Below are 16519 nucleotides of genomic sequence, written 5' to 3'. Positions count from 1 at the left end.
GATTTATTTTTGTTGTTAAATAAAGTGCCACCTGAGGCGCTGATTCGCTGCCCGTGCTGAGTCAATAACGTTCGGCCTACCGTTCAACGCCTCAGGTAGATATCGGCGCCGACCGAGACGGCGAGTCACGACCGGTTGTCGCGCGATGCCACGTCGGTCCATGCGTACGTCCGCTCCCCCAGATCGATGACGCCGCTTCCTGACGCCACCCACGCTGAGGCGTTATACTCTCCGCCATTTTCGCAGTGCCGCATCCGGCCACGACTACCGGACGCGGCGCGCCGCCGTCACCGTTCGCCGAGTCAGAAAGCCGCCATGGACAAGACCTACCAACCCGATCAGATCGAAACCCGCTGGTACGAGCGCTGGGAGCGCGACAATCGCTTTGCCCCGAGCGGCGAGGGCGCCCCTTTCTCGATCATGATCCCGCCGCCCAACGTGACCGGCAGCCTGCACATGGGCCACGCCTTCCAGGACACGATCATGGACACGCTGGTGCGCTGGAAGCGCATGCGCGACAACAACACCCTGTGGCAGGTCGGCACCGATCACGCCGGTATCGCGACGCAGATGCTGGTCGAGCGCAAGCTGGCCGCCGAGACCGGCGAGAGCCGCCACGATCTCGGCCGCGAGGCATTCACCGACAAGATCTGGGAATGGAAGGCCGAATCGGGCGGCCATATCACGCGCCAGCTGCGTCGCATGGGGGCAAGCGTCGACTGGAGTCGCGAACGCTTCACCATGGATGACGGTTTCTACAAGGCAGTGCAGGAAGTCTTCGTCCGTCTGCATGACGAAGGGCTAATCTATCGCGGCAAGCGTCTGGTCAACTGGGACCCGACGCTGCATACGGCCATCAGTGACCTGGAGGTCGAGAATCGCGACCAGCAGGGTCAGTTCTGGCACTTCCGCTACCCGCTCGCCGACGGCGTTACCACCGCCGATGGCAAGGATCACCTGGTCGTCGCCACGACACGCCCCGAGACACTGCTGGGCGATACCGCGGTGGCGGTCAACGCGGAAGATGCGCGCTACGCGTCGCTGGTCGGACAGTTCATTGAGCTGCCGCTGGTCGGCCGTCGCATCCCGATCGTCGCCGACGAGCACGCCGACATGGAGAAGGGCTCGGGCTGCGTCAAGATCACCCCCGCCCACGACTTCAATGACTATGAGGTCGGCAAGCGCCACGCCATGGCGCTGATCAACGTCTTCTCCAAGGATGCGACGGTCCTTGAGCGCGCCGAGGCGTTCGACCTGCAGGGCCGGCCGCTGACGGATGTCGACACCACGTTGCCGAGCGCCTATGCCGGGCTCGGTCGCTTCGAGGCGCGCGAGCGCATCGTCGCCGACATGGAGGCTGCCGGCCTGCTCGAGCAGGTGGAAACGATCAACAACACGCTGCCCTACGGCGACCGCTCCGGTGACGTCATCGAGCCGTTGCTAACGGACCAGTGGTTCGTGGCCGTCGAGGAACTCGCCAAGCCGGCGATCGCCGCCGTCGAGAACGGCGATATCGAGTTCGTGCCCAAGAACTACGAGAACATGTACTTCTCGTGGATGCGCGATCTGCAGGACTGGTGCATCTCGCGTCAGCTGTGGTGGGGTCACCGCATTCCGGCCTGGTACGACGACGCCGGTAACGTCTACGTCGCGCGTACCGAAACGGAAGTTCGCGAGAAGCATGGCCTCGCGGCGGATATCCCGCTCGTCCAGGATGAAGACGTGCTCGATACCTGGTTCAGCTCCGGGCTGTGGACCTTCGGGACGCTGGGCTGGCCGGAGAAGACCCCGGAACTCGAGACGTTCCACCCGACCAGCGTGCTGGTGACCGGTTTCGACATCATCTTCTTCTGGGTCGCGCGGATGATCATGATGACGCTGAAGTTCACCGACGAGGTGCCCTTCAAGCAGGTCTATGTCCATGGCCTCGTGCGCGATAGCCAGGGTCAGAAGATGTCGAAGTCGAAGGGCAACGTGCTCGATCCGATCGACCTGATCGACGGCATCGACCTCGAGAGTCTGGTGGCCAAGCGTACCGGCAACATGATGCAGCCGCAGAAGGCGCGCGCGATCGAAAAAGCCACGCGTAGCGAGTTCCCCGACGGTATCGAAGCGCATGGCACCGACGCCCTGCGCTACACCTTCCTGTCGCTGGCCACCACCGGTCGCGATATCAAGTTCGACATGGGCCGCCTCGACGGCTACCGCAACTTCTGCAACAAACTGTGGAACGCGTCGCGCTACGTGCTGATGAATGCCGAAGGCGAGGACGTGGGCCTGAACGAGGAACCAGTGGCACTCTCGCTGGCCGACCGCTGGATCCTGTCACGCCTGCAGCAGACCGCAGCGCAGGTCACCAGATCCATGGAGGAGTACCGCTTCGACCTGGCGTCGCAGGCGCTCTACGATTTCGTCTGGAACGAGTACTGCGACTGGTATCTGGAGCTCTCCAAGCCGGTGCTGTGGGACGAGGCAGCGACCGTGGCCGCCAAACGCGGCACGCGTCGCACGCTGGTCCAGGTGCTGGAATCGATCCTGCGCCTCGCGCACCCGATGATGCCGTTCGTCTCCGAGGAGATCTGGCAGCGCGTCGCACCGCTGGCTGGCACTCGGGCGAGCGACAGCGACAGCCTGATGACGCAGCCGTGGCCGGAGAGCGATCTGTCGCGCGTCGACGAGCAGTCGATCCGTGACATCGAGTGGCTCAAGGGCGTCATCATCGCGGTGCGCAACGTGCGCGCCGAGATGAATATCGCCCCCGGTAAACCACTCGAGGTGCTGCTGACCAAGGGCGACGCCGCGGATCGTGAGCGTCTCGAGGCTAACCGGCTGTTCCTGGCCAAGCTGGCCAAGCTGGCGAGCGTCTCCTGGCTCGACGACGCCGAACAGGCTCCGCTCTGTGCGACACAGCTCGTCGGCGATATGGAAGTGCTGGTGCCGATGGCCGACCTCATCGACAAGGACGCCGAGCTGGCTCGCCTCGCCAAGGAGCTCGACAAGCAGGACAAGCTGATCGGCGGCATCGAGAAGAAGCTCGGTAACGAAGGCTTCATCGCCAAGGCGCCGGCCGCGGTCGTCGAGAAGGAGCGCGGCAAGCTCAAGGAGTATCAGGCCGCGCGCCAACTGCTGGTCGAACAGCGCGACAAGATCGCCGCGCTGGAAGACTGAGCCACACCAGGCGTTCGCGTCAGCCGTCCCCCCGGCCCCCGTCGAATCGACGGGGGCTTTTTCGTCGCCCTCCCCGCCAGAAAGCTTATCGATCCCGGCGGATGTCCCGCTCCCGCCCCGCAGACGCAGCGATAGGCCTTCTGGGGCTCGAGACTGCCAGCAAGTTAAAAAACATTGTTCCTTATAGCCATCTTAAAATAGACTACGCGGTACCCCAATGCTCGGTAACACGGCATCCAGCGCCCTGCTGCTTTCCGCCTGCTCGCCCGTCTGGCCAGGGCCTTCGCGCCATCCGATCGCTGCCTGTTTCACCGTCACTGCCCTGTTTCATCGCCTCTGCTTAGGACATCCGCCAATGGCATTCGACCGCTTCCGAATCGGGCGCATCGTCGCCTTCAATATCACCGGCCTGCTGTTGCTGCTCAGTTGGGCCTGGCCCCACGGCGTGCTGTGGAACGATCTCGATGACCGGATCTTCTGGCTGTTCAACGCCTGGATCTCGCCGGACAACCTGCACTGGGACGATCTGCTGGCGCTACTCAACACCCGTGCCTTCGACGCGGCGTCACTCGGCGTCATGGGCGTCCTCTTCGCCCTGGCAATGAGACGTGACCCTCGCCCGGACCGACTGCGCCGCTGGATCGCGATCGGACTGACCATGCTGCTGACCGCCGCTATCGCTGCACTGCTCACCAACAAGGCAATCACCTACGGCCACCCCAGCCCGACGCGCTTCTTCGCCAACGCCGCTCGCCTGACGGACATCGTCTCGATCCCGACCAAGGATTCGGCCTCCAACAGCTTTCCGGGCGACCACGGCCTGATGCTGATGATTTTCGCGGGCTTCATGCTGCGTTTCGCCGATCGTCGCATCGCACTGGCGAGCGTGGCCTTCGTGGTTCTGCTTAGTGCACCGCGCATCATGGTCGGGGCACACTGGTTCAGCGACGTCTACATGGGTGCCCTCAGCATCGCGCTGCTCATTCTGCCTTGGGTGCTTTGCACGCCGCTGGCCAGCGGCATGGTGCAGCGGCTCCAGCAGCTACTCGCCCATCGGCGGCGACCGCACTGAAACACGCCTATCGGTTTGACTGGACCGCCTGGGGAAAGGGTCGCGCTTCGCGTCGGAAAGCGATCAGTAGAGATCGGTGTTCAGGGCCCGTTCCGCGCCCTGAGCCAGACGCGCCGCGTTGAGCGACGATTCGCTGCGGGTGTGCCCTTCGCCGACGACCTGATTGCGGCCGTTGGACTTGGCTGCGTAGAGGCGGCGGTCGGCCAGCTCGATGACATCGCGTAGTTGCCGCCCCTCACGAGACCGGGCGAAGCCCATCGACAGGGTCACCGGCAGTGACAGGCCGTCGAACTGGCAGGGATGGGCGGCGAGATGTTCTCGGATGCGCGCCGCCACTTTCCGCGTTTCCTCCTGCCCGACATCCGGCAGAAGAATCAGGAACTCTTCCCCGCCTACACGGCCGATATGGTCATCGTCCCGCAGGGCGTCGCGTAGTATCCCCGCCAGGTGATGAAGCACCGCGTCCCCCGCCGTATGGCCATGATTGTCGTTGACCTCCTTGAAATGGTCCGCATCCAGCAGCAGTACGACGAACGAACGTCCCGACTTCCAGCAGGCCGAGGCGCGCTCGAAAATGGCACGCCGGTTGAGCACCAGCGTCAGCGAGTCGTGGGTCGCATCGAGTCGATAACGATGCTCATGGCGGTCGGTGATCGTCAGCGCCCGGGTGATGACGATGCACAGCATGACGAAGATCAGCACCAGTCCCAGATCCGAGAGCAGCGTATCGACCCCGCTTGTCGAGCCTGCGACGTAATGGGCGAAGGGTGTGTGAATGACCGCCAGAGACAGCGCGATCAACGCCACCGTCGCGAGAATCTTGGCGCGTCGGCGCAGGTCCGAAAGCATCAACTCGACCTCCGCGAAGAGCAGATAGTAAATCAGGGTGGAGCCGCTGGCCGAGATCACCACGCCGTAGGTGACAAAGGAGAGAAAGAAGCCCATCTTCAGCGCCAGCGCCACGGCCACGAACAGCCGCCGGTGCAGAATCAAGGCGACGGCATAGCCGACCACGCAGAGCAGATTGGCATGCCCAAGACCGACGTGGCCGGACAGATAGATCACCGGCGCCGCCGCCAACTGGACGATGCTCGCCAGCAGAAAGATTTCGGCCATGATCTCGAAACTGCGGCGTCGTTCGGCAGCCAACTGATCGGGCGGCTGGGTCAGCCTCCGCCAGGCCTGCCGGCTGGAAGAAAAAAGCAGGGTCCACATGCGTGTCACAGCTCGTCGTCTTGTTATAGATCGGCACGCGCTCTTGCAGCGCTGTGTGCCCCGCTCGAGAGTCGTGCGCCCTGCTCAAGAGACCAGTGCGAAACGCGCCAGAACGGCAAGGAATAGATTACCGAAAGTATCGCTGTTTTTGACGCCGAATAACATGATGGAATCGACTCGCTGGCGTGTAATCCTACGCCTACAATGCCGCGAGGCGTTTCTCTCTCTGTCGTTTCCCCTGTCGTTTCGCCCCCCTGTCGTTTCGCCCCCCTGTCGACAGCCGAGTTCTGTTAGCCTAAGCGCGCCGATGATTCGGCCTCTACGGATAACAGGACACTTTCCGCATGCGATTTCTCCACAACGAAGATCTGGGCAAGCTGCTGCTGCGCGTCTGCGTCGGCGCACTGATTCTGTTGCATGGCATCAGCAAGCTGATGGACCCGACCAGCCTCAACGGCATCGCCCACCAGCTTTCAGGCATGGGGCTGCCCTCTTTCATCGCCTACGGCGTACTGATCGGCGAGATTGTCGGCCCGGTCATGGCGATTGTCGGCTGGCAGGCGCGCATCGGCGGCCTGCTGATGGCCGCCAACATGGTCGTCGCGATCATTCTGGTGCACCTGCCGCAGCTCTGGACGCTCAATGGTCAGGGCGGCTGGACGCTGGAACTCCAGGGCATGTTCCTGTTCGGCGCCCTGGCGGTGATGTTTCTGGGAAGTGGGAGGATGGCTGCCCGACCGGACTAGCCGCCCTTTCGGTCCGTGCAATCCGTGCGCCCGCGTCTGGATGTGCACTCGCACGCCTGGACACGCAATTCAATCTACATCGAGCGCCGCCAGGCGCTCGTCCATCAGCGAGGGGAAGCGCTGGAACCAGCGTTGATTGAGCGGCGAGGGATGCGGTAGCGGCGCCAGCGTCAGGCGCTTCTGTCGGCCATCCGCCAGCGTCAGCAGTGTCTCGTGCGTCGACGAAAAGCGGTCCTCACGCTGCCAGAAGGTCTCGAGTGCCTGGCGAACCTCCCGCGACTGACCGATACCGAACCACAAAAAGGCCTCGCGCCCCAGGGTAATGACCCGCTCCCCCTGCCACGCGTCGACAAGCAGACTCGCCACCAGCGGCTGGAAACGCCGCTTGACCGCCATCGACCACGCCTTGTTGCCAATCGGCTTGTAGGGCACGGTATTGATCCAGAAGATCTCCTCGCCGGCCGAGAGCCTCGCCTCGGCATCCGGCGGCGAGTCGCCATGACGATGACGATAAAGCGCCTCACGTACTTTCTTCCCTCCGCTACCGACGAACGGGCGACCGAGTTCGACCTCCTGGCGTCCGGGATCGCGGCCGAAGATCGCCAGCCGAGCCCCGGCAGGACCGAGCCCGACGATCGGCGCCAGCGGGTCCCGCCCCGCCGCGCGATAAGCGTCGAGATCCAGCCGCTCGAGCGTGCCGGCCGCCGCGCGCATAGCGCGCTCGGTGGCCACAGGCAGCGAAACGATAGGCTCTCGGGGTCGCGTCATGCAGGCCTCGCGATCATCCGGCGGGAAAGTTGAGTACCAGTACGGCGGCGTTGAGATAGGCCGCGAAGCTGACCCAGACGAGGTAGGGAATCAGCAGCCCCATCGCCGCACGCGAGTAGCGAGAGAAAGTTACCAGCGTCCAGACGATCAGCCCCCAGAGCAGCAGCAGATCGAGCAGACCGATGAGCATCCAGTGCGCGGCAAAGAAGAGCCAGGACCAGAGACCGTTGGCGACAAGCTGTGCCACGAACGGCGTCAACGCGCGTCGCCGCTGGCCCGCCGGCGCTACCAGCGTGACACGCCAGGCGGCGATCGCCATTAGCACGTAGAGCAACGTCCACGCCACCGGAAACAGCCAGTCCGGCGGCGTCAGCGGCGGTTTCTCCAGCGCAGCGTACCACGCCCCCGGCGGCGCCAGGATGCCACTGCTGGCGGCGAGCGCCACCAGCAGCAGCCAGCCGCCCAGAATCGATAGCGAGCGACTCACGCGCGTCACCAGCTACCGGTGTTTTCCATCGAAGCCCACGGCTCCTGCGGCGCTAGCGACTCGCCCTTCTGCAGAAGCTCGATGGAAATGCCGTCCGGCGAGCGTACGAAAGCCATATGGCCGTCACGCGGCGGACGATTGATGGTCACGCCGCCAGCCTGGAGTTTCTCGCAGAGGGCGTAGATGTCCTCGACCCGGTAGGCCAGATGACCGAAGTTGCGCCCGCCGGTGTAGGTCTCCGGATCCCAGTTATAGGTCAGTTCGACCATCGGCGACTTCTCGGCCTTGGCGCGCGGCGTGTCTTCCGGCGTGGCCAGGAACACCAGTGTGAAACGTCCTTTCTCGTTCTCCTGGCGCGAGACCTCCTGCAGGCCGAGCAGGTCGCAGTAGAATTGCAGCGACGCGTCGAGATCGGCGACACGAACCATCGTGTGTAGATATTCCATGAGAAATCTTCCTAATATGTCAGGGAGTTGAACGTTCCCAATGGTAGACCACCTGCAGGGGAGCGTGAATTGCGGGACACGCTCGGTTACCCTCGACGCCCTGCGACGCACCGTCGCGATACGTGACTCGACCGTGCGACAACGCGGGTCCCCCCGCCCAACAAGGACATCGAATGGACTCGGTGACACAAGCTTGTCTCGGCGCCGCGCTGGGCGCTGCCACCCTGCCGCGGCTCGGCAGGCGCGCCCTGCTGCTGGGTGCGGCACTCGGTACCCTGCCGGATCTGGATGTCTTGATCGACTACGGCGATGCGGTGGCCAACTTCAGCCGCCATCGCGGTTTCAGCCATTCACTGTTCGTGCTCACCGGCGTCGCCACCCTGTTTGCCTGGGGCGCGAGTCGCTGGCCGCGAACACGCGAGATCGCCGGTTTCGGCCACTGGTGGTGGCTGTTTGCGCTGTGTCTGTTGACGCATCCGATCATCGACGCCTTCACCACCTACGGCACCCAACTGTGGTGGCCGATACCGATGACGCCGGTGGCGTGGGACAACCTGTCGATCATCGACCCGCTCTTTACCCTGCCGATGCTGGTCGGCGTGATCCTCTTCGCGTGGCAGCCACGCCACCACCGGTGGCTGTGTGGACTGTTCGGGCTTTCATGCCTGTATGTCGTTTTCAGCTTCGGCGCCAAGGCGTACGTGGAATCGCGCCTGACATCGGCGCTGGCCGAGCGCGGGCTTGGCGACGCACCGGTCCTCGTACAGCCGGCGCCGCTGACCATGCTACTGTGGCGCGTTACCGTCATCGACGACGGCCAGGCACTGGAGGGCTGGGTCGGGCTCTTCGACGGTGACTCGTCCATCGATCTGACGCCCTGGCCGCTCGGCGAGCGCTGGCGGGAGGCCGCCCTGCAGACGGCGGATGGCCAGCGCCTCGCTTGGTTCTGCGGCCCCTTCCTGAGCTATGACGTGCGCTCAAGCGCGGAGGGCGACATTCTCGAAGTCACCGACATTCGCCTGCTGGTACCCGGCGCGCATCCCTTCACCTTCGCGATCGCCCGCCGCGACGCCGGTGGCCATTGGGAAGCGATCACCGCCACGCAGGAGCCGGCACCCCGACCGACAAGGGCGGTGATGAAGCGCCTGATGCAGCGGATCATCGATCCCCAGGTCGTGCCGGTGCCCGGCCCCGGGGCCTGACTCGCCGGGCACCCGACAGACGCCAGACCGTGTCGTTCCAGATTCCATGAAAACTGCCCGGTGAGGCGTTCAACCTCACCGGGCAGTTTCTGTACAGGGACGACAGGACTTGTCAGCCCAAAGAGCGCTGCCGAGTCGAAAAGGCTCGACAGGCGCAGGCGAATCGCGGACGCCCGGATCCGCTCAGTCGGGCTTGACCGCGAAACGGCCACTGCCAAGGAACATGACGGCAATCGCGGCCAGGCAGTACATGGCCTGGAGTTCGAGGCTCCAGCCGCCTTGATCGTTCAGCGTCCAGAACTGAGACAGGTGCACGAGCAGCACCGCCACAACCATGTTGCCGGCCATCAACAGCCCGCCGATGCGCGCCTGCCAGCCGACGATCGCCATCAGCGGTCCGACGACTTCCCCCAGCACGACGCCGTAAGCGATGAACGTTGGCAGACCAAGCGCCGAGAGCGTCTGCTCCAGCCAGCCGAACGCCTCGGGATGCAAGAGCTTGTTGATGCCGTGAAACAGCATGAGCATACCGACGCCAAGCCGGACGATCAGTTTGCCCAGGTCTTCCTGCTGCAATAGCTGACGCATGTTCGAACCCTCATGTTGCCAGGCGCTCAGAATCGAGACGCCACGTAATGGCCAATCGCCTGCTTGGCTTCGTCCATCGATGCCTGCTTGCGAGCATCGCCCATATTGAGCCCTTCGGCATAGATCGCCTGAACATCGTTGATGCCGATCAATCCCAGCATATGGCGCAGGTGCGGCGTCTGGGAATCCAGCTCGGTGCCCGCGTACATGCCACCGCGGGCGGCCAGGATCAGGCCCGACTTGCCCTCGAGCAGACCGACAGGGCCGTTCTCGGTGTACTGGAAGGTCTTGCCCGCTCGCAGGATACGGTCGAACCACGCCTTCAGCTGACTGGGGATGCCGAGGTTATAGAGGGGAACGGCCAGCACGACCAGATCGCTGGCCTCGACTTCCGCCAGCAGGGTATCGGACAGCGCGGCCAGGGTTTCCTGTTCGGCACTGCGTTCGGCCGGGGCGGTCATCCAGCTTGCCATCTCCGGGCCAGTCAGATGCGGCAGGGGTTCGGCGATTACGTCACGCTCGATGAGCTGGACATCGCGCTCGGCCAGCGCGGCCTTGAACGTGGCCGCCAGCGTGCTGGACTGACCATTCTCGCCGAACAGGGAACTGGTAATGAGAAGAATACGTGGTGCCATGAAAATGCCTCCGAAGTGGATGCCGAAGCGGCAGTCGTCGGAGGCTATTATTCATTGACATTTTTCAAACGATAAGCGGTAAAAATGGCGTACATCATTCGAAAAAAGAGAAAGAAACGCCCGGTTCAGCGCGTCGCTTCCACACCCTGTCCGCAGCCCTGCCAGGTCTGGTCGCCGTAGCGCAGGGTGACCTTGACCGGCCAGGGACGACCGCTCATGTCATCGAAGCAGGCGCCGGCACGCAGATCCATCTCCAGCGGCTGACGGCCACTGTCGCTGACCAGCACCACCCGTGCTTCATTGCCGTTGTCGAGCGAGGCGACGCGATAGTCGAAGGTGTCCTTGGCCTGGCCGTAGTCGGAAACCAGCGTGAGGGAAGTCGTCTGGCGATCCAGCGAAATGCGCCAGCCTGGCTCGTTGCCGCTGGCGTAGAAGATACTCTGCGGCTGCTCTTCGCGCGTCGTGGTGGGACGCTCGCTGGCGATGCTGCAGACCAGCTGGCCGTTATCGCTTTCGACGCGCGCGTTCTTGCCCTGGCGCCAGAAGGAGACGCCGCCGAGTGCGTAGCGTTCTCCGCTGCCGACCACGGCGGCGGGCAGTTCCGTTTTTCCCAGCGCCGTCCATAGCCGCAGGCGCTGCTCGTCCGGCGTGGTCGTGACCAGATCCTGCGAGGGTGTGCAGCGCCAGGCCGTGAACCGCTCGCCGCCATCGGCGAAGAAGGCCCCGGGCAACAGCGGCGACTGGGGCGTCTCCGCCGTCTTCGACACCGAGAGCGACGACCCGGCATCCACCGGTTGTGTCGTGCCCCCGGTGGCGCAGCCCGCCAGCAGCAACACCGTACACGCGGCGCCCAGAGCAGATCGAGAGCGGAAAGGACGAAAACGTTCGATAGAGAGGCGACGCCAGAGCGCCAGCGACTTTGCGGACATGAAGACGGTTCCCGAATGAGACAGACGCGGTTCTTTTTCGCCACCGGTGTCATCGCGCGTGCGGTCGACGCAACCGGATGATCGCAAAAACAAAAAAGCGCCACGAGAGCCTCTCGTGGCGCCACTCCCAGCCTAACATGTCAGGCCTGATGACGGGATACGCCGCCCAGCCGATCTCCCTGGCCGACGCGAGCGAAGCGAGTCAGGCGTAGCGACGGCGTAACACCCGGGCCGCGTCGACCATGTTGGCCAGCGCCGGCTCGACCTCTGCCCAGCCACGCGTCTTGAGACCGCAGTCCGGATTAACCCAGAGCCGCTCGGCGGGCAGCTTTTCGGCCGCCTTGACCATCAGGTCAACGATCCACGCCTGGTCCGGAATATTCGGCGAGTGGATATCGTAGACGCCCGGCCCGATCTCGTTGGGATAGTCGAAGTCCTGAAAGGCATCCAGCAGCTCCATGTCCGAGCGCGAAGTCTCGATGGTAATGACGTCGGCATCCATGGCCGCAATCGCGCCGATGATGTCATTGAACTCGGCATAGCACATGTGGGTATGAATCTGCGTCTCGTCACGTACCACCGCCGCGCTCAACTGGAAGCACTCTACCGCCCAGTCGAGATACGTCTGCCACTCGGCCTGACGCAGTGGCAGGCCCTCGCGCAGTGCCGGCTCATCGATCTGGATGATGGCGATACCGGCCTGTTCGAGATCGGCGACTTCGTCGCGCAGTGCCAGGGCGATCTGGCGACAGGTGGTGGCACGCGGCTGATCATCGCGCACGAACGACCACTGCAGGAGGGTGACTGGGCCGGTCAGCATGCCCTTCATCGGCTTGTCGGTCAGCGACTGGGCGTACTCGCTCCAGCGCACGGTCATGGCCTCGGGACGCGTCACGTCGCCGAAGATCACCGGCGGCTTGACGCAGCGCGAGCCGTAGCTCTGGACCCAGCCGTTCTCGGTGAAGGCGAAACCATCGAGCTGCTCGCCGAAGTACTCGACCATGTCGTTGCGCTCGGCCTCGCCATGCACCGGCACATCCAGCCCGAGCGACGCCTGGCGCGCGACGACCTGAGCGATCTCTTCACGCATGCGCGCTTCGTAGTCGCTCGCCGTCAGATCGCCGCGCTTGAAGTCACGCCGCACGCTGCGAATGGATTGCGTCTGGGGGAAGGAGCCGATCGTGGTAGTCGGAAACAGCGGTAGGTTCAGGCGCTCACGCTGCGCCACCGCGCGGCTGGCATAGACGTTGTGACGCTGCGTGTCGGCCTGGCCGATCGCGGCCAGCCGATCACGCACCGCCGCCTGATGGATACGACGGGACTCACGCCGGGCCTTCAAGGCGTGCGCCGCCGAGTCGATCCGCGCCCGATCGGCATCGGTTTCGCGGCCATCCAGCAGGTGAGCCAGGGTCACGACTTCGTCGAGCTTCTGTCGCGCGAACGCCAGCCAGCCTTTCAGCTCGGGATCGAGCTGGGTTTCGTTGTCGAGGTCCACCGGCACGTGCAGCAGCGAGCAGCTGGGCGCGACCCACAGACGACCGTCCAGGCGTGCCTTGGCGTCCGCCAGCGCGGTGGCAAGCTGGCGCAGATCGGCACGCCAGATATTGCGACCGTCGACGGCGCCGAGCGATAGCAACTTATCAGGTGGCAGGCGATCGAGCACGGCGGGAAGCTGGCCCGGCGCGCGCGCCAGATCGATATGCAAACCCGCGACGGGCAGCCCCAGCGCCAGGCCCAGATTATCGCCCAGCGCGCCGAAATAGCTGGCGACCAGCAGTTTCACCGGAGCCGACTGCAGCGCGTGGTAGGCGGACTCGAACGCCCGCTGCCAGTCGCTCGGCAGATCCTGTACCAGCGCCGGCTCGTCGAGCTGGACCCACGTCACGCCCGCGTCAGCGAGGCGTGCCAGTATCTCGCCATAGGTGGCGACCAGCGCGTCGAGCAGCGAGAGGCGATCGAGCCCCTCACTCTTGGCCTTGCCCAGCCACAGCCAGGTCACCGGACCGGTCAAAGCGACCTTGACCGGATGTCCGGCCGCCTGCGCTTCCGCCACCTCGTCGAACAGCCGCTGGCTGGCGAGGCGGAACGTCTGCCCCGCATGCAGCTCCGGCACCAGATAGTGATAATTGGTGTCGAAGTACTTGGTCATTTCGCAGGCGGCCGCCGGCTCGCCGGACGGCGCACGACCGCGCGCCATACGGAAACTGGTGTCGAAGTCGACCTCACCCTCGACGCGACCGAAGCGCGGCGGTATCGCACCCAGCAGCGTGGAGACGTTGAGCACCTGATCGTAGAAGGCGAAGTCACCGACGGTGACCATGTCGAGACCGGCATCGCGCTGTGCCTGCCAGTGCGCGTGCCGCAGGCGCGCCCCTTCCCGCTCCAGTGCCGCGGCATCGCTCTCGCCTTTCCAATAGGATTCCACGGCCCGTTTCAATTCACGCTGCGCGCCGATGCGCGGATAGCCAAGGGTATGCACCAGAGTGGTCATGAGTAGGGTCTCTCAGCGTTAGCGGGTAGAATGCAACCAGTCATTGCTTGGTGAGCAGTCTCTCCAGCAACCCAACCTGAATCAAACGTGTTTATCTAATCCGAATCGTGAATAGAATTCATAGCATGCTCGAACTGCGCCATCTCCGCACCCTGATCGCCCTGCGCGATACCGGCTCGCTCGTCGAAGCGGCGGAGCGCGTGCATCTGACGCAGTCGGCCCTCTCGCACCAGATCAAGGATCTCGAATCTCGTCTGGGCATGCCACTGTTCACGCGCAAGACCCGTCCTGTCGCCTTCACCCACGCGGGTGAGCGGCTGCTGACACTGGCCGAACAGGTACTGCCGCAGCTGCGCGTGGCCGAGCGCGATCTGGCGCGGCTCGCCGGTAACGAGCACGGGCGGCTGCACATGGCGATCGAGTGCCATAGCTGCTTCCAGTGGCTGATGCCGACCGTCGATCACTTCCGCAACCATTGGCCGGAGGTCGAAGTCGATATCCCGAGCGGACAGAACTTCGACCTGCTGCCCGGCCTCACGCGGGAAGCGCTGGACCTGGTAATCACCGACAACCCCCAGCCCCTGCCCGGCGTCCACTATGCACCGCTGTTCCGCTACGAGGGTCTGCTGGCGGTTTCCAAGCAGCACGCGCTGGCCGGGCGCACCTGGGTCGAACCGGACGATCTTGCCGCGGAAACGCTGATCGTCTATCCGGTCGACCATTCGAGACTGGATGTCTTCACCCAGTTTCTCGATCCGGCAAAGGTCCAGCCACGGGAGGTGAGAAGCGCCGAACTGACGGTAATGATGATGCAGCTGGTGGCGAGCGGGCGCGGGGTCTGCGCCCTGCCCAACTGGGCACTGACGGAGTATCTGGAGCGGGATTACGTGAAGGCGTTGCCGCTGGGGCGGGACGGCGTCTGGAGCACGCTCTACGCGGCCATTCGCGAGGAGAGCCGCGAGCTGCCGTGGATGGAGGATTTCATTCGTACCGCGCGGGATACCTCGTTTGCGGTCCTGAACGGCATCAAGCCGGCGGGCGACTGACCCCGCCCGGCTCGCGCCAAGTCTCAGGCGTCGGTCTGCGGCTCGTCGAAGGTCAGCGGGTGGATCGCGCCGCGCGCGTGAATCGGCAACAGCAGGCTGAAACGCGCGCCGCCGAGCGACTCGCTGCGATCGACCACCACGTTGCCGCCATGCCAGGCCATGATCTTCTGCACGATCGATAGCCCCAAGCCGTAGCCGCCGGAACGCCGCGTGCGGCTGTCGTCGAGACGCGCAAACGGCTTGAAGATGGCAATCCGATCCTTCTCCGGCACGCCGGGACCGTCGTCCTCGACGTCGATACGGATCGCCCTCGGCTCGCGATGAATCTTCACCTGCACCCGACGTTCGGCGTGCCGGCAAGCATTGGCGACAAGATTCTGTACCGCCCGCTGCAAGTAGCGCGGCTCCGCTTCGACCTCGAGCTCGTCGCCGTCGGCCACGCTGAGCGTCAGGTGCGGATGCAGCGGACTCAACGTATCGACCACGCGCCAGGCCAGCGCCCGACACTCCAGGCTCTCGGTCTTGAGACTGACGCCCTGGGCATTTTCGCTGTCGAGCTTGGCATAAGTCAGAATCTCGTCGATCAGTCGGTCGAGTTCGGCGATATCCTTGTCGATACCCTCGAGCTGGCGACGGGCGACGTCGTCACGGCTGATATCCTCGAGCATCTGCACCGCGAAGCGGATACGCGCGACCGGGGTGCGCAGTTCGTGGGAAACCGCCCGAATCATCTCCTGCTGACTGCGCAACAGTGACTGCACCTGCACAGCCATGCCGTTGAGCGCCATGCCCAGCCGGCCGAGAAAGTCGTTGCTATCGACGCGGACCCGCGCGTTGAGATGCCCGGCGGCGATCTTGGTCGCCGCCCGCTCCAGCCGCCCCACCCGACCTTCGACGCTCCATACGATCAGATAGATCGCCCCGGCCAGCGTCACCAGCACCATGATCAACAGGGCCAACGCCAGCGACAGCGGCATCGACTCGAAGGTCGGCAGCGGGCCGATGCGCAGCCAGCGATCCGGGCCGACACGGGCATGGATATAGAGCGCACTCAGGCCGGTTTCCAGCCGCACGACCACCTCGCCTGCATCGAGCCGCGTGGCCTGAATCGGATCGACGTCCGTGGGCGCCGTGGTATAGAGCCCGACCGGCAGCTGGAACTGCCGCTTGACCCGGTGCAGCCGCCGATTCTGAACCTCTTCCGACTCCCCGCTCAGCCAGCTGCGCAACACTTCGGTGATGCCGCGCAGCTGCATCTCGTTGAGACTGTTGATACGGGCCGCCAGCACCCATTGGGAGTGCGGCAACTGATAGAGCGAGCGCCAACCGTCGTCGGTTGCTTCGATCACCGGGCGATTGTCGCGCAGGCGCGCGCGCTCGAAGTAGTCGAGCGACAACTCGTCGAGTTCGAAGAGCCCCAGCGGCATGCCGAGTGTCGATGCCATCGAGGCGAGCCACTCATCGCGCTGCGACAAGGGCTGGCGTGAGACCAGGTCGGACAGCAGCGCCAGCGGCCCGGTAACCAGATCCTCGCGGTAGTGCTCCTGGCGCACCCGGTCGACCATGAGAAAGCTGAACAGTGCCAGGCCAAAGGTCACGATCAGCGCCACCAGCAAGGAGGCGTAGAAACGCAGGAAGGTGCTGTCGGTCAAGGTACGACGCATGCAGAATCTCGCGCGGCAACCCGGCTATCCGAGGCCCGCCAGTCGATGGCCGGTACACGGAT

The 16519-nt window shown here is 64.3% G+C and carries 14 protein-coding genes; 5 read left to right on the top strand and 9 right to left on the bottom strand.

The window, feature by feature from the left end; translation table 11 throughout:
• Nucleotides 1-315: 315 nt before the first annotated feature.
• Both MC381_RS08505 and MC381_RS08500 read left to right on the top strand, forming a co-directional pair.
• Nucleotides 316-3168 (top strand): valine--tRNA ligase, encoded by a 2853-nt coding sequence (locus MC381_RS08505; protein ID WP_251977306.1) that lies wholly within the window; start codon nt 316-318, stop codon nt 3166-3168.
• Between the two features lie 355 nt (nt 3169-3523).
• On the top strand, nt 3524-4240 hold the full coding sequence (locus MC381_RS08500; protein ID WP_251977305.1) for a phosphatase PAP2 family protein: 717 nt from the start codon (nt 3524-3526) through the stop codon (nt 4238-4240).
• Between the two features lie 63 nt (nt 4241-4303).
• Here the strand turns inward: MC381_RS08500 and MC381_RS08495 are convergent, their stop codons facing one another.
• The gene (locus MC381_RS08495) at nt 4304-5455 is read right to left on the bottom strand and encodes a GGDEF domain-containing protein (RefSeq protein ID WP_251977304.1); all 1152 of its coding nucleotides are present in this window, start codon (nt 5453-5455) and stop codon (nt 4304-4306) included.
• 344 nt (nt 5456-5799) lie between these two features.
• Here MC381_RS08495 and MC381_RS08490 point away from each other — a divergent pair, with 344 nt between their 5' ends.
• On the top strand, nt 5800-6201 hold the full coding sequence (locus MC381_RS08490) for a DoxX family protein (protein ID WP_251977303.1): 402 nt from the start codon (nt 5800-5802) through the stop codon (nt 6199-6201).
• Nucleotides 6202-6270: 69 nt separating this feature from the next.
• Here MC381_RS08490 and MC381_RS08485 read toward each other — a convergent pair whose 3' ends face one another.
• From MC381_RS08485 to MC381_RS08475, 3 genes are read right to left on the bottom strand one after another with little or no spacing between them, the layout of a single operon-like run.
• Nucleotides 6271-6969 carry a uracil-DNA glycosylase family protein gene (locus MC381_RS08485; RefSeq protein ID WP_251977302.1) on the bottom strand — a complete coding sequence of 233 codons (699 nt, stop codon included), beginning with the start codon at nt 6967-6969 and terminating at the stop codon, nt 6271-6273.
• Between the two features lie 13 nt (nt 6970-6982).
• The gene (locus tag MC381_RS08480) at nt 6983-7456 is read right to left on the bottom strand and encodes a TspO/MBR family protein (protein WP_251977301.1); all 474 of its coding nucleotides are present in this window, start codon (nt 7454-7456) and stop codon (nt 6983-6985) included.
• Between the two features lie 5 nt (nt 7457-7461).
• Entirely contained in the window at nt 7462-7902 is a 441-nt protein-coding gene (locus MC381_RS08475) for a VOC family protein (protein WP_251977300.1), read from the bottom strand.
• Between the two features lie 173 nt (nt 7903-8075).
• On the opposite strand from MC381_RS08475, the gene MC381_RS08470 reads away from it, so the two are divergent.
• Nucleotides 8076-9104, top strand: a complete 1029-nt coding sequence (locus MC381_RS08470) for a metal-dependent hydrolase (RefSeq protein ID WP_251977299.1) — start codon at nt 8076-8078, stop codon at nt 9102-9104.
• Between the two features lie 183 nt (nt 9105-9287).
• Here MC381_RS08470 and MC381_RS08465 read toward each other — a convergent pair whose 3' ends face one another.
• The 4 genes from MC381_RS08465 to metE all read right to left on the bottom strand — a co-directional run bounded on the left by MC381_RS08465 (nt 9288) and on the right by metE (nt 13747).
• On the bottom strand, nt 9288-9692 hold the full coding sequence (locus MC381_RS08465; RefSeq protein WP_251977298.1) for a DoxX family protein: 405 nt from the start codon (nt 9690-9692) through the stop codon (nt 9288-9290).
• 26 nt (nt 9693-9718) lie between these two features.
• Nucleotides 9719-10327 (bottom strand): FMN-dependent NADH-azoreductase, encoded by a 609-nt coding sequence (locus MC381_RS08460; RefSeq protein ID WP_251977297.1) that lies wholly within the window; start codon nt 10325-10327, stop codon nt 9719-9721.
• Between the two features lie 125 nt (nt 10328-10452).
• Nucleotides 10453-11256: a COG3650 family protein gene (locus MC381_RS08455; RefSeq protein WP_251977296.1), complete on the bottom strand. Its 804-nt coding sequence runs from the start codon at nt 11254-11256 to the stop codon at nt 10453-10455.
• Between the two features lie 202 nt (nt 11257-11458).
• Complete coding sequence (gene metE, locus MC381_RS08450; RefSeq protein WP_251977295.1) at nt 11459-13747, bottom strand: 5-methyltetrahydropteroyltriglutamate--homocysteine S-methyltransferase; 2289 nt, start codon at nt 13745-13747, stop codon at nt 11459-11461.
• A gap of 125 nt (nt 13748-13872) precedes the next feature.
• Between metE and MC381_RS08445 the strand changes: the two genes are divergently transcribed.
• Nucleotides 13873-14793, top strand: a complete 921-nt coding sequence (locus MC381_RS08445; RefSeq protein ID WP_251977294.1) for a LysR family transcriptional regulator — start codon at nt 13873-13875, stop codon at nt 14791-14793.
• 23 nt (nt 14794-14816) lie between these two features.
• Here MC381_RS08445 and MC381_RS08440 read toward each other — a convergent pair whose 3' ends face one another.
• Nucleotides 14817-16457 (bottom strand): ATP-binding protein, encoded by a 1641-nt coding sequence (locus MC381_RS08440; RefSeq protein ID WP_251977293.1) that lies wholly within the window; start codon nt 16455-16457, stop codon nt 14817-14819.
• Between the last annotated feature and the right edge of the window lie 62 nt (nt 16458-16519).

The organism is Salinicola avicenniae, assembly GCF_023736115.1.
Classification (GTDB): domain Bacteria; phylum Pseudomonadota; class Gammaproteobacteria; order Pseudomonadales; family Halomonadaceae; genus Salinicola; species Salinicola avicenniae.
This window is presented reverse-complemented; position numbering and strand designations above follow the sequence as displayed.

What these genes read in the sequence shown, in the direction of transcription:
- MC381_RS08460 (WP_251977297.1), bottom strand. Translation starts at nt 10,327, where the DNA reads ATGGCACCACGTATTCTTCTCATTACCAGTTCCCTGTTCGGCGAGAAT.
- MC381_RS08445 (WP_251977294.1), top strand. Translation starts at nt 13,873, where the DNA reads ATGCTCGAACTGCGCCATCTCCGCACCCTGATCGCCCTGCGCGATACC.
- MC381_RS08440 (WP_251977293.1), bottom strand. Translation starts at nt 16,457, where the DNA reads ATGCGTCGTACCTTGACCGACAGCACCTTCCTGCGTTTCTACGCCTCC.
- MC381_RS08475 (WP_251977300.1), bottom strand. Translation starts at nt 7,902, where the DNA reads ATGGAATATCTACACACGATGGTTCGTGTCGCCGATCTCGACGCGTCG.
- MC381_RS08490 (WP_251977303.1), top strand. Translation starts at nt 5,800, where the DNA reads ATGCGATTTCTCCACAACGAAGATCTGGGCAAGCTGCTGCTGCGCGTC.
- metE (WP_251977295.1), bottom strand. Translation starts at nt 13,747, where the DNA reads ATGACCACTCTGGTGCATACCCTTGGCTATCCGCGCATCGGCGCGCAG.
- MC381_RS08495 (WP_251977304.1), bottom strand. Translation starts at nt 5,455, where the DNA reads ATGTGGACCCTGCTTTTTTCTTCCAGCCGGCAGGCCTGGCGGAGGCTG.
- MC381_RS08505 (WP_251977306.1), top strand. Translation starts at nt 316, where the DNA reads ATGGACAAGACCTACCAACCCGATCAGATCGAAACCCGCTGGTACGAG.
- MC381_RS08470 (WP_251977299.1), top strand. Translation starts at nt 8,076, where the DNA reads ATGGACTCGGTGACACAAGCTTGTCTCGGCGCCGCGCTGGGCGCTGCC.
- MC381_RS08455 (WP_251977296.1), bottom strand. Translation starts at nt 11,256, where the DNA reads ATGTCCGCAAAGTCGCTGGCGCTCTGGCGTCGCCTCTCTATCGAACGT.
- MC381_RS08465 (WP_251977298.1), bottom strand. Translation starts at nt 9,692, where the DNA reads ATGCGTCAGCTATTGCAGCAGGAAGACCTGGGCAAACTGATCGTCCGG.
- MC381_RS08500 (WP_251977305.1), top strand. Translation starts at nt 3,524, where the DNA reads ATGGCATTCGACCGCTTCCGAATCGGGCGCATCGTCGCCTTCAATATC.
- MC381_RS08485 (WP_251977302.1), bottom strand. Translation starts at nt 6,969, where the DNA reads ATGACGCGACCCCGAGAGCCTATCGTTTCGCTGCCTGTGGCCACCGAG.